Source organism: Leptospira yanagawae serovar Saopaulo str. Sao Paulo = ATCC 700523 (genome assembly GCF_000332475.2).
Taxonomy (GTDB): Bacteria; Spirochaetota; Leptospiria; order Leptospirales; family Leptospiraceae; genus Leptospira_A; species Leptospira_A yanagawae.
The window spans coordinates 300,692-322,614 of sequence record NZ_AOGX02000015.1 but is presented as its reverse complement, the minus strand read 5'-3'; the positions used below and the strand labels follow the sequence as shown (position 1 = coordinate 322,614).

Annotated in this window: 17 protein-coding genes; 11 read left to right on the top strand and 6 right to left on the bottom strand. The window is 38.2% G+C overall.

Annotation, left to right across the window (positions count from 1 at the left end; translation table 11 throughout):
* The first annotated feature begins 44 nt into the window (after positions 1-44).
* The 5 genes from mltG (at position 45) to LEP1GSC202_RS05145 (ending at position 7,100) form a co-directional block, all read left to right on the top strand.
* On the top strand, positions 45-1,067 hold the full coding sequence (gene mltG, locus LEP1GSC202_RS05165; protein ID WP_015676579.1) for an endolytic transglycosylase MltG: 1,023 nt from the start codon (positions 45-47) through the stop codon (positions 1,065-1,067).
* Positions 1,068-1,121: 54 nt separating this feature from the next.
* A complete protein-coding gene (locus LEP1GSC202_RS05160) occupies positions 1,122-1,379 on the top strand; it encodes a hypothetical protein (RefSeq protein ID WP_015676679.1) in 258 nt (85 codons plus the stop codon).
* A 160-nt stretch (positions 1,380-1,539) separates the two neighbouring features.
* Entirely contained in the window at positions 1,540-3,360 is a 1,821-nt protein-coding gene (locus tag LEP1GSC202_RS05155) for a hypothetical protein (RefSeq protein WP_015677531.1), read from the top strand.
* Between the two features lie 64 nt (positions 3,361-3,424).
* Positions 3,425-4,000: a hypothetical protein gene (locus LEP1GSC202_RS05150; protein ID WP_015676945.1), complete on the top strand. Its 576-nt coding sequence runs from the start codon at positions 3,425-3,427 to the stop codon at positions 3,998-4,000.
* 112 nt (positions 4,001-4,112) lie between these two features.
* A complete protein-coding gene (locus LEP1GSC202_RS05145) occupies positions 4,113-7,100 on the top strand; it encodes a TonB-dependent receptor (RefSeq protein WP_015677318.1) in 2,988 nt (995 codons plus the stop codon).
* A gap of 753 nt (positions 7,101-7,853) precedes the next feature.
* Here LEP1GSC202_RS05145 and LEP1GSC202_RS05135 read toward each other — a convergent pair.
* Positions 7,854-8,681: a prohibitin family protein gene (locus LEP1GSC202_RS05135; protein ID WP_015677325.1), complete on the bottom strand. Its 828-nt coding sequence runs from the start codon at positions 8,679-8,681 to the stop codon at positions 7,854-7,856.
* A 24-nt stretch (positions 8,682-8,705) separates the two neighbouring features.
* Between LEP1GSC202_RS05135 and LEP1GSC202_RS05130 the strand changes: the two genes are divergently transcribed.
* The gene (locus LEP1GSC202_RS05130) at positions 8,706-9,197 is read left to right on the top strand and encodes an ankyrin repeat domain-containing protein (protein ID WP_015676921.1); all 492 of its coding nucleotides are present in this window, start codon (positions 8,706-8,708) and stop codon (positions 9,195-9,197) included.
* A gap of 81 nt (positions 9,198-9,278) precedes the next feature.
* Here the strand turns inward: LEP1GSC202_RS05130 and LEP1GSC202_RS05125 are convergent, their stop codons facing one another.
* Both LEP1GSC202_RS05125 and LEP1GSC202_RS05120 read right to left on the bottom strand, forming a co-directional pair.
* A complete protein-coding gene (locus LEP1GSC202_RS05125; RefSeq protein WP_015677466.1) occupies positions 9,279-9,881 on the bottom strand; it encodes a class I SAM-dependent methyltransferase in 603 nt (200 codons plus the stop codon).
* 65 nt (positions 9,882-9,946) lie between these two features.
* Positions 9,947-10,639: a nitroreductase gene (locus LEP1GSC202_RS05120; RefSeq protein WP_015677581.1), complete on the bottom strand. Its 693-nt coding sequence runs from the start codon at positions 10,637-10,639 to the stop codon at positions 9,947-9,949.
* A gap of 158 nt (positions 10,640-10,797) precedes the next feature.
* Here LEP1GSC202_RS05120 and LEP1GSC202_RS05115 point away from each other — a divergent pair, with 158 nt between their 5' ends.
* The 4 genes from LEP1GSC202_RS05115 to ilvD all read left to right on the top strand — a co-directional run bounded on the left by LEP1GSC202_RS05115 (position 10,798) and on the right by ilvD (position 16,439).
* Positions 10,798-11,379, top strand: coding sequence for a TetR/AcrR family transcriptional regulator (locus LEP1GSC202_RS05115; protein ID WP_039928583.1), 582 nt, complete (start codon positions 10,798-10,800; stop codon positions 11,377-11,379).
* Positions 11,376-14,054, top strand: coding sequence for a TonB-dependent receptor (locus tag LEP1GSC202_RS05110; protein ID WP_015677043.1), 2,679 nt, complete (start codon positions 11,376-11,378; stop codon positions 14,052-14,054). Before LEP1GSC202_RS05115 ends, LEP1GSC202_RS05110 begins: the two co-directional genes overlap by 4 nt.
* Positions 14,051-14,692 carry a hypothetical protein gene (locus LEP1GSC202_RS05105; protein ID WP_015677502.1) on the top strand — a complete coding sequence of 214 codons (642 nt, stop codon included), beginning with the start codon at positions 14,051-14,053 and terminating at the stop codon, positions 14,690-14,692. Before LEP1GSC202_RS05110 ends, LEP1GSC202_RS05105 begins: the two co-directional genes overlap by 4 nt.
* A gap of 70 nt (positions 14,693-14,762) precedes the next feature.
* Positions 14,763-16,439 (top strand): dihydroxy-acid dehydratase, encoded by a 1,677-nt coding sequence (gene ilvD, locus LEP1GSC202_RS05100; protein WP_015676423.1) that lies wholly within the window; start codon positions 14,763-14,765, stop codon positions 16,437-16,439.
* 43 nt (positions 16,440-16,482) lie between these two features.
* Here the strand turns inward: ilvD and LEP1GSC202_RS05095 are convergent, their stop codons facing one another.
* The 3 genes from LEP1GSC202_RS05095 to LEP1GSC202_RS05085 form a co-directional block, all read right to left on the bottom strand.
* Complete coding sequence (locus tag LEP1GSC202_RS05095; RefSeq protein WP_015677463.1) at positions 16,483-17,508, bottom strand: pirin family protein; 1,026 nt, start codon at positions 17,506-17,508, stop codon at positions 16,483-16,485.
* Positions 17,509-17,561: 53 nt separating this feature from the next.
* On the bottom strand, positions 17,562-18,701 hold the full coding sequence (locus tag LEP1GSC202_RS05090) for a hypothetical protein (protein ID WP_015676702.1): 1,140 nt from the start codon (positions 18,699-18,701) through the stop codon (positions 17,562-17,564).
* 95 nt (positions 18,702-18,796) lie between these two features.
* Positions 18,797-20,026, bottom strand: coding sequence for a PAS domain-containing sensor histidine kinase (locus LEP1GSC202_RS05085; RefSeq protein ID WP_015676776.1), 1,230 nt, complete (start codon positions 20,024-20,026; stop codon positions 18,797-18,799).
* Between the two features lie 175 nt (positions 20,027-20,201).
* Here LEP1GSC202_RS05085 and LEP1GSC202_RS05080 point away from each other — a divergent pair, with 175 nt between their 5' ends.
* A complete protein-coding gene (locus LEP1GSC202_RS05080) occupies positions 20,202-21,920 on the top strand; it encodes a hypothetical protein (RefSeq protein ID WP_039928578.1) in 1,719 nt (572 codons plus the stop codon).
* The last annotated feature ends 3 nt before the right edge of the window (positions 21,921-21,923 follow it).

Sequence of the window (21,923 nt, the reverse complement as noted above, 5' to 3'; positions counted from 1 at the left end):
AAAGATTTGGTAATTGTCGATAGATTGAGAAGGATGGGGATGGAATGAACTCAAAAGTGAAAAAATACCTGATACTTTCAGGTTTGGCAATCGCGCTGTTATTCGTATTGGCGCTCATCAGTTTTTTTGTCGTTGATGAAATCAAAGGTGGAGCAGTAGGAGATGGCCAAAATAAATACGAACTCATCATTGATCCAGGTGAACCATCCTCGAGCGTAGTACGCGAGTTAGCTGCGGCTGGGATGATCAAATCTAGTGTTTATTTCAATTACCTCATCAAATTTACAAGAGCGGGAAATAAAATCAAACAAGGTGTTTACGACATCAATGATGGAATGAGTTCTAGAAAAATCTTGGATGTGATCATTTCAGGAAAAGTAAAACTTGTGACATTCACCGTTCCAGAAGGGTATAACAATCGTCAGATTGGAGATCTTTTAGTTACAAAAAAACTTTCCCCATCTAGAGAAGAATTTCTAAAGGTGGCACAGAGTCCCGCATTACTCACGAAATATAACATACCAGCTAAAACCTTGGAAGGGTATTTGTTTCCAGAAACATACTCTGTTCCTCTAAATTATCCTTTGGAACGCATCACCGAAATGATGATCAAACGATTTTATAAAAAACTAGAATCCATTTCGGAAGCAAAAGATATCAAACCAGCTGATTTACACTTTCGAGTCGTTCTTGCTTCTATTGTAGAAAGAGAAGCAGTCAGAAAAGAAGAAAGACCGATGATGGCAGGTGTTTTTTTGACACGTATCGAAAAGAATATCAATTTAGAATCCTGTGCCACCATACAATATTTATTCGATAAGCCAAAAAAGCGATTATTTGAATCTGATTTGAAAATTGTATCACCGTATAACACATACATAAACGGAGGTTGGCCCCCTGGCCCTATCTCAAATCCAGGTTTACCAGCATTAGAAGCATCCTTTCGACCAATGAAATCAGATAAATTGTTTTTTCTTTTGAAACCAGATGGATCTCATTATTTCTCGTCGACATTCAAGGAACATTTAGAAGCAAAAAAGAAATTCATTGATGTTTTGTACAAATAAATTTCAGACAAAAATGAAACCATTGTTTGCTGATTTTGGGAATGGGCTAATGAAATGAACGAAAACATAGTTGAGCTCAACATTGCGATTGGCGGGATCTCCAAAGAACTCTTAGATGTGCAGAAGGCTTTGGATGCCTATCGTGAAAAACAACAACGCAAAGAAGCAATCGATGAAGAAGCCGTCACCTTTGTGACAAAAGCCGAAAAAGTCATTGAAAAAGCAGAGTCAGGCGAATTGCATTTAACACCTGACCAAATCCGCCGAATCAAAAGTAACCTGGTGAAAATTCTAAACCGGTTGCAGGTTTAATCCTCCCTTAACGAAACCTTTACCAAACCTTCACTAGCTTGTCATCCCACTGTAACAAATAAAGAACATAGTTTTCCTAGCTAGAGGGAGAATTTTAACGAATCCCTATCGGGAAGACCCGCTAGCAAAACAAATTCGAATTGTTTCGAAAGAGGATACAATGAAAAATTCATTCAAAAAAAGCTTGGTGGTTTTATCCATCGCGCTCATGGGATTCACAACCGTGAATTGCCCAGGAAAGAAAGATGATAATACGGCTTTGCTTTTAGGGGCATTTTTTTTACTAAACCAACCACCTGAATACACGGTAGTTGTTGTCGGCACATTGAAAGATAGTGGCGGACTGCAAGTTAAGGATGGAAAAGTTACTTTGACAGATGGAGATCCTGCATTTCTGTCTGAGGGGCAAACGAACTTATCTGATTTTACATCTTGCCAAACTGATTCCTATGTAGCAGCAACGACAAATACTGTGGATGGAGAATTTACTCTTAGCTTTCGTGTTCCTACTTTGAATGGAAAACTAAAGTTGAATGCGGTAGGTTCAACTGGAGCAACATCTACGACCAGTTGCGCAACTGTAGCAGCATTATCACCTACTACATTTACGGATTCATTAGGTGCAGAAGCAAGTGTGGATGTAAATCTTAACTTAAGCGACCGTGAAAATACAAATCAGTTCGTTGTAAATTCCACTGGTTATACAATTCAATTGAAGACAATTCGCGTTTATGTCAAAGGTGAATACAACCTTCAAAATCCAACAGTAGGTGAAAATGTTTGTGATGGTCGCAGACTATCAGGTTCACCTCGAATTGTATCGGGAACACTATCCAGCTCTGAAACTTGGTCAGGTGGAATCCTCCTTCAAGGAACTGTTTTTGTGTCTTCAGGTGTAACAATAACCGTTTCTCCAGGTACAGCAATTTTTGGGCAGAGGGGATCTTCCATCTTCTTCTTGCAAGGCTCAACATTGGAATCAGTTGGGACAGCGGCAGATCCAATCTGTTGGTCATCGGCAAGCAACTTAGGTTCTCGATTCCCTGGTGATTGGGGTGGAATTGTTACAATAGGGACTAGTGGAGCTACTAGAACGACTGCTAATACGGAAGGAACTTCTCCACAACCATATGGAACAGGGACTATGCCGAGCACAACTAATGTGAATATGGCATACAATATCATTGAATTTGGTGGGAACGAGGTGGCTCCAGGTGACGAATTGAACAACCTTAGTATGTATTCATCAAATTCTGTATTGAATCATGTGCAAGCACACAGAGGTCTAGATGACCAATTTGAAGCATGGGGTGGAACAGGAAGCTGGAATTATATTCTGACAACCGGTGGTCTTGATGATGATTTAGACCTTGATGAAGGGTTTGGAGCAAATTCTGTTAGTGCGGGTGGTGTCACAATTTCTAGTTTTATTTCACATAAATATCCTACATTATGCGGAGGATCTGCATCTACCGATCCACATGGTTTAGAATGGGATGGAATACAAAGTGGGAATATTTCTTGCGCATCAGCACCTGGACCTGTCAAAAGATGTACAACTGCAACGCTTAATAAATTTACGATGATAGGAGCTGGAATTGCAGGTGGTCAAGTGGCTAGATTACGGGAAGGAGTAATTGCTACCCTCCAAAACGGAATTTATTATGGATTTGCTTCTGGTCCTCAGGCGCGATCGACAGTCGCTGATCCGCAAACTACAGTTACTATAGCTGCTACAGTTCGAGGTGATTTAGCTGCTTCAACTTCGGGATCTGATGGAGCCGCACCATCCTTAACGAACAACGGCTCAACTGGCGTAACAGAATCTCCAATTACATCTGATGGTAATATCAGTACGGAATGTGGGTTTTCTGGAACAAAACCGGACTATACTTTGAAAGCAGCATATGCAGCTTCTGGAGTCGGTGGTGCAGCAGACGGAAAATGGTGGGAAAATTGGGCAGTCTTTAGAGCTCGATAATCACATCTAAGTTAATTAAAAAATAAACCCTGGCAGAAATGCTGGGGTTTCTTATTTTAACAATATGAAATCAAAAATTTTAATCTATATAACTATTGCCACCTTTCTCACAGTGAATGCATGCAAAGAGAAAGATTGGCGTGAAGATCCCAAATTTCAGAACCAAGAACTAAATGCAAAGTTATTAGATTCCCAAAAACAAATCCTTTCCAAAAAAAAAGAGAAATACAATTTAGAACGTGGTTATAATTCAAAAAACGAAGCGATTGAAAACTTTCTGTCTGAAATCAAGAAATACCATTCTGCAAAAAATACTTATATCAGCTGGAATGAACAAGTAGAGATTATTTTCCCCAACACATATGGATTGGGCACTGTATTGGACAATACACCATTAGAAGAGTACGAAAAACTTTTGTCTGCAAGGGAAGATTCTGCGATCGAATCTATTTACAATATGGTATTAAATGGATATAAAATTGAATCGATTGATTGGGAATCTCCAAGAAGACTCGGTCAAATCTTAGGTCATAAGCCGAAAGTAATGATAACGACAAAGAATGGTAAGTTTGAGATCACAAATGTTAAGATGGTGTATGAAGTTGATGGAAAGTTCATTGTGGGAGTGCTTGGACCATGAATCATTTGTAACACATTTGTAACAAATGATTCATGGGAACGTAACGTAACTCAAAGTCCTTTTCGTTTACCTTAGATCTTTCATTGAAAAGCTTGCCGATAACAGGCAAGTTATGAAACTTTCACATTCCATAAAACTAGGTATTATTACTGTTTTACTCTCATTCCCCACATTGGTTTTTTCACAAGCAAGTGGATCCATTCGAGGAACAATCATAGATTCAGAAAACGGAGAACCCGTTTTTGGCGCCACGATAGTGGTACGCTCCGAAAAAAAGTTTGCTAAGACTGATTTTGATGGGAAATACAACTTAGAACTACCACCAGGGACTTACCAAGTAGAATACCAAATGTATGGTTATGGTCCCCAAAATAGAACGATAGTTGTTTCCGCAGGCAAACAAAGCCAAATGAATGTTACATTTGGTTCGCAAGTCTTGCAAACAGTTGAAGTAAAGGATCGTGCGGTTAATGAATCGGATGCAGCATTATTGCAACTCCAGAAAAAAGCGGCATCAGTTTCGGATTCGATCGGAGCTGAGTCGATTAAAAAATCACCAGATTCATCTGCTGGTGAAGTTGTAAGGCGAGTCACAGGAATTACTTTAATTGGTGGAAAGTATGTGTTTGTTCGAGGTTTAGGGGAACGCTATTCATCAACGTATTTAAATGATGCTTACATTCCATCAACAGAACCAGATAAGCGAGTGGTTCCGTTGGATTTATTTCCTGCCTCACTAATCAAAAATATTCGAATCATAAAAACATTTGTACCGGAAGAATCAGCAGAATTCTCAGGTGGACTTGTTAAAATTGAAACAAAAGAATACCCAGATGATTTTATCATGACGTTTGGATTAGGCATTGGATATAATGCGAATACCACTCGAAATAAATGGTTAACGTTTAAAGGTGGTGATTTTTTCGGAAGACCAACCGAAGATCAAAAATTGCCCGATTTAGTGAATGGAATTCCAAATTATTTGCCAATTGAACCAGGGAGTCGATTTGGCGGATTTGATGGGAGGTTTGTAAATTTAAGTGCGCTAACATTTCCGTCCCAATGGACTCCTGACCAAACAAAAGCTCCCTACGATAAAAATTTTAACTTCACGATCGGAAAAACTTTTAAACTAACTGAGTCAGGCCAGCGACTTGGAATTATTTATGGAACAACTCATTCTGTTGACTATCGATTCAAAAGACAAAAGGATGTCCGTTATATACCATATAACCCTGTAGATTTGACTTTTAAAGGTACAACAACTGTTAATCCACTCCAAAACCAAGATTCCGATATCTATTTGGAGGAAAGACTGTTTGGAAATAACTTAAATCTTTCTTATGAACCAAAAGCGGGACAGCAACTATTTTTAAAGAATTTTTATTCTATCTCATCTGAAAAATCAGTTCGCGATACTAGAGGACAAAACAACATAGATAACTTTGAATTCTTTTCACTAACAAATGATTTTGTAAGTAGACAACTTTTTAATTCATCATTCGGTGGAAAACATTCTCTAAATTTAGGAAGTCTATCGAGACCACACGTTGTAGATTGGCAAGTTAATTATGGTGAAGCAAACAGAGATGAACCAAATTTAACACAACAAGTTTGGAGAAGAACGCAAGGCTCTTCAATCAATACACTTCCTACTCGTTTGGGAAACAACCCAGATGGAACCAGATTCTATTCAGCTTCAAATGATACAGTGAGGAGTGCGAGTGCTTCTTATGAAATTCCATTCGACCAATGGAATGGATTGAAATCAACAGCAAAGTTTGGTGGAAGTGCTTTGGACCGTTTCAAAAGTTTTACATTCCGAGAATTTGGTTCCAAATCAAATGTTGGTGAAACTCGTAGTGATTTGTATTTAGTACCTGGTGAAATTGTATACAATCCATTTGAATACCTTAGAACTAATTCTGCAGGTTTGACCAATAAAACTTTTTCCGAACGCCAAGTGGAACCAAATGCTTATGATGCTTATCAAAAACTTCATAGTTATTTTGGTCAAGTTGACATGCCATTGATACCAAAATTACGGTTTGTTGGTGGAGCTCGCTATGAGGATTCATTTCAAAAAGTAAAAACGTTTGTATTAAAGGAACAGTTTGACGTAAGAAGACCAGGATATGGCTGTGATTTCGATAGCGGGTATGAACGTATTGCACTAATCAACAGTAAAATTTGCCCCGCAGATAATAATGGTGTTGGAGTCATTCGAACGCGTGATGTTCTTCCGAGTGTTAACTTTGTATATGAGTTTTTACAAGATCAGAATTTAAGATTCGGTTATACTCAGACACTAACGAGACCAGATTTTAGAGAAATGTCGCCATTTGCTTTTACACCTTATTATGGTGGCGATAGAATTCGGGGAAATCCGGAATTAAAACGAACTTATATTCACAACTATGATTTTCGTTATGAATACTTTATGGGTGGAGCAAATTACATAGGTGCTGGAGTTTTCTTAAAAGAAATGTCAAATCCCATTGAGTTGATTGGACAACCAGTTGCTGGTCAGATTTCGCCGTTCTTTACGTATGCGAATGCAAGTAGAGCTACTATACGCGGAGTTGAATTTGATTTTAGAAGAGAATTTTTCGATCGATTTCGGTTTGAAACAAATTTCTTCTTCATTAAATCCCTCGTAAATGTAATTTCATGGGAACAATTTACGATCAGTCGTGCAGGTCTTCTTGATATTAATGATCGAACAATAAGTTATGATCCTACAAATCTTAGCCGTCCTCTACAAGGTCAATCTGACTTTGTAGCCAATTTAAAATTTGATGTGTATCTCAATAAATTAAAAACAACAACGATTGGATTGTATTATAACTATTTTGGAGACAGGATTTTCATCGTAGGAGCTAACGGAACACCCGATGCATATGAAAGAGGTGTTGGTCTAACCGATATCGTGTTCTCACATAGAATGGATGAAAAGTTAGACTTTAAGTTTGCCGCGAAAAACGTCACTGACCAAAGATTCCGAATCTACGTCAAAGATGAACTCTTAAATGAAGAACGATTATTCCGTTCTTACAGAGAAGGAGTTTCCTTTTCGATGTCAGCTAGTTACAAATTCTAACTCTCAATTTCTATTTCTAACCCCATTTCAGTGGGGTTAGAATTTCTCTCACGTCTATATACAAAATTTCCTCTCTTCACTTCCAATCCAATGCCTCACTTATCTCCTACCAATCCTCCTCTCATAAGGGATCTTCCCTTCTTTTATAAAATTCTCGACTTCTGTATGCAAAAACAATCGATTGATTCTCTCCCTCGTTTCTCTTAAGACCATCATCGAAATCCCTAACCGAACAGATTGTATCCATCAAATAGCTATCGATCCTAACAAATCTAAGGCAAATCTTTGTTAAACTACAATCAATATTAGTAAATTCTAATTGGATGTGGCAAAGAGCAGATTCAAATAAAATCAATTGACGAGTGGTTTGAAGAAAAATGTGATAGGAAAACCTGAATAGGATTTATCAGTTAATTCTTGTTATTGGTCTATGAGGAAAATGATGATGCTAAATTTGAAAAATTCAATGATTTCGATCGGTTGTTTGGTGGGATTCTTATTTGTACTACTGGTATACCTACTGCTATTCACAAAAACATTTTTAAATTTAACTTAAGTTTTGTTTCAAGGATATTAAATCAGACCAAAAAAGTGGTTACCTAACAATTTTGGTATTTGGTTGCTCTTCCTAGTGAGATCAGTAAATTGCAGCCCTTGGATCATAAGACCCACAAGTTGGTTCCATTAAAACCAATGCTTGTGGTTCCCTATGATTTTACCATCGAACAAAAATCAGTTTTTTATCATCTCCGATCATTTGTTATCTGTGTTCACAATGATAGGCAATCCATCCTTGCCATTGGGAACAAATATCAATTTATTATTAGGATTTTCCATTGCTTTCAGTTGGATGTATTTTGGTGTAAGCGAATCGGAAATCATTTTTTGTGCTTTTGCTTGTGCTTCTGCTTCGATCAACGCTGCTTTCGCTTTTCCTTCCGCGGAAATCTGTTGGATTTCAGCATCACGTTTTGCAATGTTGATCTCAAATTTCATCTGCTCTTGTTCTTGTTGTTTGGTGAGTTTGCTTTCAATCGCTTTTAAGATCGAAGGACTGTATTCCACATCATCCACAATCACATCATCTATTTCTATATGTTTATCTCTAAGTTTTTCGGTTAGTGATTTTTTGATTTGAGCAGATACGTTAGGTGTTTCTTTTGAAATCGATACCATATTATAGGCTGAAAGGATATTTCGAATGGCGGTTCGGAATTGTGGTTTTACAACCTTTTCATAATAGTCCCTACCGATCTCCATCTCAAGTTCATAAATTTCATTTTGGATGGGTCGGATGATGATGTCAGCGGTCACGGTAATGGTCAAATCATCTCGAGTTAACACTTCTACTTTTTCTTGGAAACTACTCCATTGGATTGAGTAAATGTATACACTGTTCCATGGCATGTAGGTTTGTACCCGAGATTCCAAAGGTTTTTGGCTTAGGCCTGTACTATAGGGACGCCACATCAGTCCTACTTCCCCTGGATTGATGATGGAAATACAAGAGATAGACAAAACCCCGAATAACAAAACGGGAACGAACTGGAAACTGGTTTGAAAAATGGATCGACGTTTCATAGTTAAACTATTAGACTAAATCTGATGTTGCCTTTCTTATCTAGCCGATTTTTCAAAAAATTAATTCCTTTTGTCATCATTTTTCTGACCACTTGGTTAGGATATGGGTGTGCAGAGGATGAAACAGTCGTTAAAACACCTCCCAGTTTGGAATTACGTCTCTTCCAAGCAGTGGACAAGGCGGATTTAGAAACAGTAAAATCCCTTTTGGCACAAGGAGTATCGGTCAATGCGAAGGACTCCCTAGGAAATTCCTCGCTCATCAAAGCTGTGGATGAAGAAGAAATTGAACTCACAAAATTCCTACTCCAAAAAGGAGCAAACGTTAACCTTCGAAACACAATGGGAGAAACTGCTTTGTACCGTGCAGTGTATCGTGGCAATTTAGAACTTGTCAAACTTCTCGTAAAGGCAGGTGCCGAGACCAAAGCAAAAACAGTTGGTGGTGTGAGCATCACGGATCTGGCAGAAGAGCGGGGGGAAGATGGAATCCTCAAATACCTAAATTCCTTGTAACCCAGTCTTACGCATTCACACTGTTATGTTATCGAGAAAGAGATTCCATTCTTTCACCTAAATTACATTTCCTACTATACTTCAGATCTTTCGTAACACCAAACGAACGATTGCTGCCTTACCTCGGTGAAATGGACTCTCATTGAGCTCTATTTCCAAGGCTTCTTCATACTCTACATTCATTTCGGCGAAGTCCATCCGTAAGTCTTTTAGATGGCATAACATATCAGGATCTTTTGGGCCACCGGAACTGTACTGCAACTGGTCCGGAGAAAAGGCCTCCAGTAACAAAAGGCCACCTGGTTTTAACGTGCGAACACAATTGCGGTGAACAGTAGTTCGAATGGATTTATGGAAATGACAAAAGATAAGTGCCACCATATCCATTTGTTCTGGAGCAAAAGGGTAACCCAAAACATCTGAAATTTCATAATGAATACTTATATTTTTTTCCTTGGCCAATTGCAGGGCTTTTTGCCAACCTGACTCTGACTGATCAAATGCAAACACATCCCATCCAAGCCCTGCTGCAAATACAGCATTCCTACCTTCTCCTTCGCAAGGGAATAGGATCCTTCCTTTTTTTAAATTGGGAAGGCGTGAATGTAAAAACTCATTTGGATCTTTCCCATACACATACTCTTCATTCGCATAACGCTCGTTCCAGAATTCTTTGTCGTACATAGTTACCTAACCTTTGGATCGGTGGGAGTATCTTATACCAAAGTTTCCAAATCAGAAATGATTTTTTAATAGAATCGAATTAAATCTGTAGCTTCTTCCCTTGGAGTGTGGTATCGATTTAGGTCGGAACTTGCTTTCGGATAACCGATACTCAGTCCCATAATCACTTTTTCTTCTTTAGGAAGGTTGAGTGCACTTCGTACAACGTCTGGAAATGCACCAAGTGCTGCTTGTGGACAAGTACCGAGTCCTTCTTCTCTTGCTAAAAGTAAAACCGATTGTAAAAAACACCCAAGATCAATTCCCACAAAAAAATTGAGATCAAATTTTGACGTGATGAAAACTGCAGTAGGAGCCCCAAAAAAACTAAAATTACGTAGCATAAACTGGTCTCGCGCATCTTTGTCTTTTCGGTCGATCCCTGCCACTCCATAAATTTTCATACCCAAATCAAACATTCGTTTTTTGGCATCACTCGGATAGGATTCCGGCCAATTGGTTTCCGGAATCGGGTTGGAAGTTTTTGCGGCATTGGTAAGAGATTCTGCAAGTTCCAATCGTTTTTCTCCACTGACAATGTGGACCTTCCAAGGTTGCGAGTTCTTCCAACTCGGGCTTCTGAGTGCCTTGGAAAAGATACGATTCAATACATCTTCCGGAATGGGTGTCTCTTCATATTCGCGAATGCTATGGCGTGTGTCGATCGCCTCAGTCACGGATTTTGCTACTTCATGGATGGAAATTAGTTCTTGGTTCATCGTTCACCCCTGGAAAACATACATACCAGTCGGTATGTATTTGCAAGAACTTTTTTCCCATTTGGATAGAAGAAACAAAAGTATTTTGTAAAAAAATGATACAGACCAGTTGGTGTAATTCTTGCTTGGATTTTCTTTTTTCGCAACCTGGGACAGAAATGAAAAAGGAACCGACTAAAATTCGCCTCCTATCTGTAAGCCGTAACCTTTTTTTAAAACAAGGTTATTCGGAGACAGGATTAAACCAAATTGTAGAAGAAGCAAAAACGGTGAAGGCGAGTTTGTACCAACATTTTTCTTCCAAAGAAGAGTTGGGAAAAGAAGTTTTAAAACTTTATTCCGATGAAAATTTAAACCTTCTCAAAACTTTAATGAAACGTAATCCTAAACCATTGGATTTTATCAAAGCATGGGTACGTATCCTCTCAAGGGAAGCAAGGATGTCACAATTGTATGGATGTGGAATGGCAAATTTTCGTGCTCAAATCCATCCAGGGGAAACACACATCCGATCTGAAATTGAAAGGATTGCAAATGAAACGATCAATTGTTTATCAGATTTTTTAAAAGAATCCATCCAAAATGGTTATACAAAACCAAATGTAGATTGCCAATCTCTCGCTAAACAGTTGTTCATTGTGTATGAAGGAGTATTACAAAGTTACCGCCTTTTAGATGACAAAAAATCTTTAGATGAATTGTACAAAATTGCTGAGACTTTGATTCCTTCTTTAAAATGATACAAGTCTCATTTCGATTTTACTTAACTTTTTTTTCTATTTGTATTTTCTCTTTCTTTTTGGGGACAAACCCAATTTGGGGAGAAGGGAATTTAGAAGTCATTTTCCAAATTGTAAAATCAAATACAGGGAAACCTATAGCCAATGCAGTTGTGATCTCCAAAAAAGGGAAGACAAGTGGAATTTCAAATGCAGACGGGATCGCCAAACTTACGTTTCCGGAACCAGGGTATTATGAAATCAAAGTCTCCACGGCCGACAAAACGGAATCCCTCTTTCGGGAGGTGAGATACAAAGGCCAAGTAATCCTTGTTACAATTTCTGATACAAATCTTGCGGGAATTTTTGTGAGTGGAGAAAGAGACAAAACTCCACTTTCACGTTATGGTCTTGTCCAGGAAGAAATCAAACGATTGCCAGGAGTTTCAGGTGATTCCTTGAAAGCCTTACAAACTGTTCCTGGAGTTGTGATTGGAGCACCTGTTGGGATTTTACCATCTGTCTTTACAAATATTGGAACAAATTTGATCACAGGAAATCCCTATTCGAATAGCGAAAGAGGTGATCTTTCTTTACGAGGAGGCGGAACCAGACAAAACCAATATTACTTTGATGGTTTTCCTCTTCCGTATCCATTTCATTTGGGAAACCAATCATCTGTCCTCAATAATAACCTAATCAAATCCTTTGATGTATATACAGGAGCATTTCCAGCTAAATATGGTTATGCGACTGGAGGGATCATTGCGATTGAAGGTACAGACCGTGTAGATGAAAACAAAACCATCATCAATATCAATTTGTTTTTATCTGATATTTACAACCAATCAAAGCTTTTGCCAGGACTTGCCATGATTAGTTCTGGTCGTAAAAATTATCCAAACCTAGTTCTATTACAAACCTATCCACAAGGGATTCCAGAAGATGCAAAGTATGCCGAATACCATGATTACCAATGGAAAATGATTTGGGATATCAACTCAGACCATAGGCTCACAGTGCAGACATTTGGAACTCGAGATAGACAAGCCTATACCAAAGCGCAGGCAGATTTTGAAAGGGGAGGTGAAGACCCAAGGCCACCAACTGGCCTCGATCGAATGTTTCGCACCGATGCATTTCGTTACATATGGAAAGGAAAATCCTTTCGGAATACTTTGTCCTACTCACGAACATGGTTTGATGAATTTTTTGAACTTAGATTCACAAACCCACTCACTGCTGAAAATATCTTTGGTTTACAAAACCGAACATCAGACACAATCACCTATGTTCAAAATGCATTGGAATGGGAATTGTGGGAAGAACACTTAAAATTGGAAGTAGGTGTGCAAGGGAGATTTCGAGAAACAACATTAAAAGGAGAAAATATATCATCTTACAATCGATTATTTTTTAATATCTTTAATGACTTACTAAATTCAAATGCAGCATTTCGATCTGTGATCGACGGAGATCGAATTCGATACCGTGAAAAATCCGCATATAGTGAGTTCCAATTTAAATATGGAGGATTTCGCCTAACACCTGGAGCACGGATAGACCACTATTCCGGTAGTAACGAAAGTAATTTAGCTCCGAGGATCACCACAGGTTATGTTTTTGATGCAACAAAAACGACCTTACTGTTAGGGCATGGGATTCATTATAATGCTCCAGTTTCTGTGGAAGCATTGTCAAAAAAATCAGGGAATCCCAATTTGTTTATGGAAAGATCCGAACACAATTCAGTTGGAATCAGCCAAGAATTTGCGAACCATTGGCAGTTCAAAATTGAAGGGTTTCGCAATATCTTCCAAAACATCATTGTTCCAGATGCATATATTGTAGATCCCTATGCTTTAAATAATGATACACGAATTTTTGTGAATGAAACAGCAAAGGTATTTGCCAATCCTATCACTCCTAAAAATTTAAATTATTCTAACGCTGGTTATGGGTATTCGGAAGGAGTCGAAATTTTTTTGAAGAAATCCAAGGATCCTAGAGAACAATCAGGTTTATTTGGTTGGATTTCTTATACCAATTCGATCACGAAACGCATCAATAACCAATCACGTCTCACAAGTGAAGAATCGCGCAATCGTACATTACAAAATAATACAAGGCGACTTCTAGCCCAATCCAAACTTGGAACCAACTACCTCAACTATTATGATGATAACAATTTGGAGCTCATTTACAACAATGATAAAGAAGAGTTATATGACCTTGACCGAACCCATATCTTAAACCTTGTTTTTGGTTATAAATTTAATGCAGAATGGATGGTTGGAGGAAGGTTCCGTTATTTTTCAGGAACACCTTATACTCCCATAACTGGTGCTACTCGAGCAAACCAAGCGGCAACCTTTGGACTCAATTTGTATTTTCCTAACTATTCCAACAATTACAACAGTGATCGTTTTTTACCATTCCATCAATTTGATTTGCGAATTGATCGCATTGAAAATTTTTCTTGGGGTTATATCAATACCTATATCGAGTTTGTGAATTTTTATGGGCGAAGGAACCAAGCGGGATTCGAATTCGATAATACAAAGAATTTCCAAAGGAACCAAAACCCAAGTCCCACGTATGATACCGTGAATTCCCCCTTTATTGTTTCACAAACTCCAAATGGAAAGATGGCCATCATTCCTTTGATTAATATTGGAATGGAGGTTCGATTTTGAAACTGTCATCGATTTTTTACATTTTCCTACTGCTTCTGATTTCTTGTTTCGAATCAGGGAAAGACTTACAAAAAAAACAAGAAGAAAACCAAACATGGATCCTCACGACATTATATTGGCAGAGAAATTTTGGAAACTGTATCAAAACAGATTCGAATACCAATACAAAAACTTGTAGCCGTAGGCCACTCGGAGTATGCAACCACAACCAACTCATTGTGACCCAAGCCGAAGTGAATTTAAATTTGAATGAAACAAATGGTTTACTCGGCAGAACTCCTGATTGCCAAGAATCTATTTTGCAATCAGGAATTCTTTCGTTAAGTGCCACAACCAATGCCAATAGCGAGAGTTTGAAATCGAGGTATCTTTTCCAAGTGACGGAATCTTGTGAGGGTTCAGGTTATGTGCCAAGTGCCAACGTTCGACTGGCAAGTTTTTCAGAAATCCAATGGTTAGAATCCGTTAGAGGAAAAATTGCCAAAGCGGCACATACTATATCTATAAATGGATTTTTACCTCAGGCCAATCGAGATAAAGCTAACAACTGTTTGCGACTAGAATTTTTAGAATGGGAAAAAGATTTAGCGAAAGAAAATGTAGAAAACAAAGTCTTACTTGAAATCACACTTCCCTAAGTTTGAAAATCCGCTTTCCTTTCTTTTCCGCTCATACAAATTGACTTTATTCTCAAGGAAATTGTAAATTATGAGTTTGAATCGATACAGCCGCGTTTTAACCCAAGATGAATCTCTCCCAGCCTCCCAAGCCATGATCATTGGATCAGGTGTTCCTTATGAAGATCTTAACAAACCTTTTGTTGGAATTGGAAGTACTGGATTTGACGGGAATCCTTGTAATATGCATTTAACGACTCTTTCTGCATTACAAAAGAAAAGTGTCATCGATACAAAACAAATGGTTGGATTATTATTCAATACCATTGGTGTGAGTGATGGGATTACGAATGGAAATGATGGAATGAGGTATTCATTGCCATCCAGAGAGATCATTGCTGATTCCATAGAAACCATTTCAGGTGCTCATTTTTACGACGGACTTATTTTCACTGCCGGTTGTGATAAAAATATGCCGGGTGCCATCATGGCAATGGCAAGGCTCAATCGTCCATCCATCATGGTGTATGGCGGTACCATCAATGGCGGCCACTTTAAAGGGGAAAAATTAAACATTGTATCTGCCTTTGAAGCCTATGGAAAAAAAATAAACGGCAAAATTTCGGAAGAAGATTTCAAAGAAGTGATTAAAAATTCCTGCCCTGGTCCTGGTGCTTGCGGTGGGATGTACACTGCCAATACAATGGCAACGGCCATCGAAGTGATGGGAATGAGTTTGCCTTATAGTTCTTCTTCCCCTGCTCGTAGCGAAGAGAAAAAGAGAGAATGCCAAGAGATCGGAAAATATATGTACAATCTCTTAGAAAAAGACATCAAACCATCTGATATCATCACACCAAAATCCATCTTAAATGCTTTACGTGTGATTACAATCCTTGGTGGATCAACCAATGCTGCCCTTCATATGATTGCCATAGCAAGGACAATGGGAATCGATTTAGACCTTCAACAAATCCAAAAGGTAACCGATACAACACCACTGCTTGCAGATATGAAACCAAGTGGAAAGTATCTGATGGAAGATCTTTTTGCCATTGGCGGTACACCTGCTATCATGAAATTCATGTTAAGCGAAGGAATGCTGGATGGATCTTGTATGACAGTCACTGGAAAAACTATTTCTGAAAATTTAGAATCTCTTCCAGCACTTCCAAAAGACCAAGACTTACTCCGACCTGTCAGTAACCCAATTAAAAAAGAAGGTCATATACAAGTGTTATATGGCAACATAGCTAAAAAAGGTGCTGTAGCAAAAATCACAGGTCACGAAGGTGAGATGTTTGAAGGCAAAGCCATTTGTTTTGATTCGGAAGTGGAAGCTAACGAAGGGATTCGTGATGGAAAAGTCAAACCAGGCCATGTCGTTGTCATTCGTTATGTGGGGCCAAAAGGGGGACCAGGTATGCCAGAGATGTTAAAACCAACCTCTGCCATCATTGGAGCGGGACTCGGAAACAATGTCGCCCTCATCACGGATGGAAGATTTTCTGGCGGAAGCCATGGTTTCGTCGTTGGCCATATCACACCGGAAGCAATGGAAGGTGGGGAAATTGCTCTTGTACAGGATGGAGATGTGATTTCGATTGATGCACGCACCAACCGCTTGGATCTCAAAGTAAGTGATGAAGAATTAGAAAAACGCAGAGCCAATTGGAAAAAACCACCTTACAGAGTCACAAGTGGTTACCTGTGGAAGTACATCCAAATGGTGAAGGATGCAAGTACGGGTTGTTTGACGGACCGGTAGCCTACCGAATCCGTCATAAGCCTTACGATGTGTTTGGTTCTGATTACTTAGTTTTTGAAGGGAATTCTTCTTTTCCGTTGGCATGTTTGGCAAATCTACCTTTGCCAACATGGACAGGATCATAAGAATCCCAAGGCCAACCACCAAACTGAGTTTTGCGATAATCATCAAACGCTTGTTGGATTTCCTCTTGTTTGTTCATCACAAAAGGCCCATACTGTACCACTGGTTCAGCAATTGGTTTTCCTTCTAAAATAAGAATCCTTCCAACCTCAGATCCATTTCGAATTTCCACAGATTCATCACTTTTAAGATTGTACATATGTTTTCCAGGAATTTGTGTTCCATCCAAAACAAGTCCTTCTCCTCTGAAGTAGTACAAATTTCGATTGTTACCAGGTTCTGTTTTAGGTAACACAAATTGTGCTTCAGGTTCTAAATCGATAATGTAAATTCCGACTTCGTTTTTTGGATCTGCAGCCCAAGAATTGGGAGGAGGATCTAACGCTTTGTCTCCAAACATATTACCGGCGACAGTTTTGATTTTTATCTGTTTTCCATTTTGGTCTTTGACTAGTTTCACTGGTATGTCTTCATTCCAAAACATTTTGAAATGCGGATCAACAAACTTATGTTTAGCGGGTAAGTTTAACCAAATTTGAAAAAGTTCTAAAGTATTTTCACTTGATTCATTAATGAGTGGAAACATCTCTGAATGTTGGATTCCTGCACCAGCTGTCATCCATTGTACATCTCCGTCACCATAACGACCAGCAGCACCTTGGGAATCCGCATGATCAACTAATCCTCGCTGAACAACAGTTACTGTTTCAAATCCACGGTGTGGATGACCAGGAAATCCTGGAATGGTTTCTCCATGATACATCCTCCATCCATCTTTCCCAACAAAATCTTGTCCAATTTGCCTTCCTTGCAAAGAGGCATTCGGTCCAAATTTTCCATTTCCGTTGGGATAAAAATCTTCGTGGTGGACACAGAAGAGGAATGGATCCGAAGTCGGCCATTGGAAATCTAATTTTTGCGCATATAAGATGGATTTGTGTTTCATATTTGTCCTATCACCCAGGGTGATCCCCCTAAAGATAAGACAAGAAAACTAGATCAAAAGTTTTTCACAAGAGATACATTCACTCCAAAAGAACCAAATTCTTTGGAACTTTGAGAAGAATTGATATCCGGAACAGAACTAAGTTCCACTGGAGTTTTGCCTGGACCAAAATTATAACCTGTCACTTCCGAAACACTAAAGGAAGATATTTGGTAAAATCCACCGTATTTGATCCCCAATGTATCAAACACTTTCCAAACGAATCCAAGTTCCAAAGAAACAGAAGCACCACCTAGTCCACGGGATAATCCTTCTTTTGATTGGAAAATCGTGATGTCTGTTTTGGAAACGGGTGAAGAAAACACCACCTGGTTACTTGCGTTTAAACTTCCTGTTGAAGAAGTTTCGAGACCATAACTTAGCAGTTTTAACTGGCCTGCAAATATGGTGAGATCACCAATCATATAAAAGTTTAACCAATCGGTAATCGATGTGGCAAACCCATAATTCATTCCATAGTTTTTGGTTCTAAATTCTACTGTACCGGTTGAAAACGCATACCCTTCTGTTACAGTTTGTTCACCAGTTCTAAGAAATGGAAATTTAATTTGAAAGGATTGGAATGGACCTTTGGAAGAAAGTTCAGAATAACTAAAACTCAATTCCGAAGACGTTGATTCGGTTAGGTAATTGATAGGACCCATACCGATGCGAAATCCCACTTCGTTGATACCCGAGTGGACTTTATCATTTAGATAGAGACCATTTGTACTGAAACTTGTCCGTGTATCGTTGTATTGTTCCCCTTTTGCATAAACAAATCCTATAAAAAAATCTTCAGTAAACTGATGGGAATATTTGATCCGAGGTGAGATGGTAGAGGCAGGCCGAGACTCTGCACTTTCAGTGATGATGCCAGGAGGGTTTAGAGTATTGGAAGTAGTGCTATTGGCAAAACTCGAAGCAACTCTCGCTGAATTTAAAATACTAGGAACGGATTGTGGTCCACCTTCTGAAGGTGTTTGTACAAATTCACCAGCAAGTTCAATGACAGCAAGTCTTGATCCAAAAAAAGATTTTCTCTCTTTTGGGTTTTGTGGTTCGGAATTGTTTCCATCTACGACCGGTTCGGCAAACAAAGAAACTGAAATGACACTGGTTAAAATCAAAAGGAGAAGAAGATGGCTTCGCATTCGTCAAAAATGCAAACTCTAGTTTCGTGATCCATTCAAAAAAGAAACCTGATTTGGAAACAGATCAAAAAATTCCTTCATATACGAATTACAATTCATTCAATTGCGATTTGTCCTAATTCTAAAAAGAATGTACTTCCAATTTTGGGTTCACTTTCCACCCAAAGGTTTCCATTATGTTTTTCGATAAAATCTTTACTGACAATGAGACCGAGTCCTGTTCCCTTTTCTGAGTTTGTACCTAGTGTAGAAACCTTTTTGTCCAAACGAAAGAGTGATCGGATTTGGTCCTTTGTCATTCCCACTCCTTCGTCTTTTACAAAAAAACGATGAGTGAAAGTGGGAATTTCGCCTTCTTTTTTTATTTTTTCGTAACCAATGGTGATGGTTTGGTTGATAAAACTATATTTAATCGCATTGGTTAACAGGTTTCGAAAAATGGTTTCGATCATAAACCGATCGGCTACGATTTCGAGAGTGTCTGGAATTTGGTTTTGGATCTGTATTTGTTTTTTCTGAATTGATAATTCGAGTAATTCTAAAATAGATTGTATCAATACAAACATTTGGTTACGTATTGGTTGGAATTGAATGTATCCACTTTGGTTACGCGCCCAATTCAAAAGATTTTCCATTAATGAATATAAATTTTCTGATGATTCAGATAATACTTGTAAGTTGATTTCACGCTCTGATTCAGAAAAATCAGATATTCTTTCGCTCAGAAGTTTGGCAAATTCGCGATGGGTTCCAAGTGGGCCGCGTAAATCATGCGCTATGATCGAAAAAAATTTATCTTTTGTGGCAATTACTTCTTCTAATCGAGTTGCTGTTTGTTTGAGTTTCGCCTCATTTAATTTTTGTTCTGTGATGTCTCTAATGATCGCACAGTTATATTTTTTCCCACCATATTCAACTAAATTGACAGTGACTTCGATAGGAAAAGGAGTTCCATCTTTTCGTTTGTTGATCGTTTCTAGTGTAAATGTTTTTTTCTCAAGGATTTCTTGCCAATGTGCATCCCAAATTTCTTTGGTAAATAACGGATCCACCTGTAACATTTGCATGGATAAAAATTCTTCTTTGGAATAACCATAATTTTTGCATGCTGCATTGTTCACAAAGACATACTTTCCATTTTCATCGATCCAAAGTATAGAATCAGAAATTGTATCTATCGAATACTGAGTGAATTGTAACAAATCACTAACTTTTGTTTGTTGGATATCGGCACTTAAAATTGTACTTTTGAGAATCTGGTTCTCTTTTTCTAACTCTTTTATCTCTTCTAAAAGAGCCTCGTATGACTTTTGGCCGAGTGACATAGGATATGACTAAAATTGAACACTTGGTAAAAAATTGCCAAGAACTTAGTAATCCGATTGCGAGAATTTGCCAAACTGGAAATTCACTTGACCAATTCTCGGTTTCCGTTCTAACTAAACTCCTTCTTCTATGGCTTGTCTCTTTTGTCAAAAAGGTGAAAAATCGTATTCCAAATTGGAACCAGTCCAGGACGAAACGCAAACTCCTCATTTTTCCAAGGAAGAGATCGTGGGAAAAGCACTTACCCCTTTCAAAGAGATTTATGAATGCAAAGATTGCCATCATTTTTGGTGGATTCGAGTGAGGGGAACAGGAGATCCTCGTTCCACCTATCCTGAATATTACGAACAAACTGCTGAATGCCTTGATGAAGCTCGTTCAGCATTCATTCGTAATCCCGACATTTCAGGTCTAATCTCTCATTTTGAATCTCAGTTCCCATATTCATTTGTAGTTGAGGTTTTGGAAAAAATTGTTTCCAAAGAACCACTTGGGCTGAAAGCCCTATTTGAAAAAAGGGAAATGCGGTTGAGTGGACCTGCCAAACGGTGGATTCGCAATTGGTACCAAAATCAATTTCCAAAGGAGTATGCCGAACAAAAAGAAAAGGGATTTTCTACTTCAAGTCAAACAGTGGTTAGCTTTTCTGTGGAAGAAGAGATTTTAGCAACAGAATGGATTGCGATTGACCAACTAGTAACCTTAATAAAAAAAGATTCTGAGTACACCCTGTTCGGAATTCATTCCGAAAAAAAATCCATACTTTGGAAACATACAGTCCAATGTCCATTCGTAGAAGGGATCAACATCCCCTATTTGTTTTACCATTCTGGATACCTATGTTATTACCAAGGCTACCAAAAGGGATCCGAATATTTTTCAAAACTCAATCGACCGAATGAACTCCTTGTATTTGATTTACAAGGGAATTTACTTTTGTCCATTCCACTTGCCTTTCGCTGTTATGAGATTCTATCAACAGAAGAAAGAGACGTATCTGAAAATCGAATAGTACATAATTTTCAATTTTCGATTTTAGATGGAAAACTTTACCTCCCACATGCAAATGAAATTCATGTTTATGACTTAAACCAAAAACAGCTGTTAAAAAAAATTAAATCACCGAATCATGAGCCATTTAATGGGAAAACTTTTGCAACAGAATCCGATGTGCTACTGTATCACACTGTAAAAGGTGTTTTTGCTATGGACGGAAAAGGAGAAGTTGTATTTCAATACAAATCTGATTTCCATCCTATCTTCATTGATTCGAAATTACGTTTTTATTACTATTATTCCATTGTCGATGATATCCAAACTGGAAAACAAAAACGTTTTTTTGACAAAAAAGATTCTGGAGTAGAGTTGACATATACTTTAGCATCACCGCCGGTCGAATTTTCCAATAGAATTTTGATGCCATTGTATGGAGAGAAAACCTACCTGCTTGACGATCACTTAGAAATTGTAAATGAGATAGAATTTACTGCAACCGATACACTTGGCCCTCATTCGTTTGGCACATATAAAACTCCAGTTGTCATCAATGAAGAAAATATTTTAATCACTAACGATTACCAAACAATTGTGATTTTAGATCTGGCAGGAAACTTAGTCGCAGAGTATCCAATCCAATCGGAAGTTTTGAAAGCATTCACCTTTGACGGCAAACACAACATTGTTATTTTATCTTGTTTTGATGATTACAGCGAAGAAAACCAAGTAGAAGTTATGGTTTTTAGAACAAAGGGAGATATTTTATTTCGCAATATCCTGCAAGGGCCAGAAGGTATCAGCGTAAGTTTTCATGGGGACCTTATTTTTGCAAAAGGGAATCATCTCTACAAATCGAATTTATTTTCAGAAACTAAAAATGGTTTCGGAGAATCATAACAG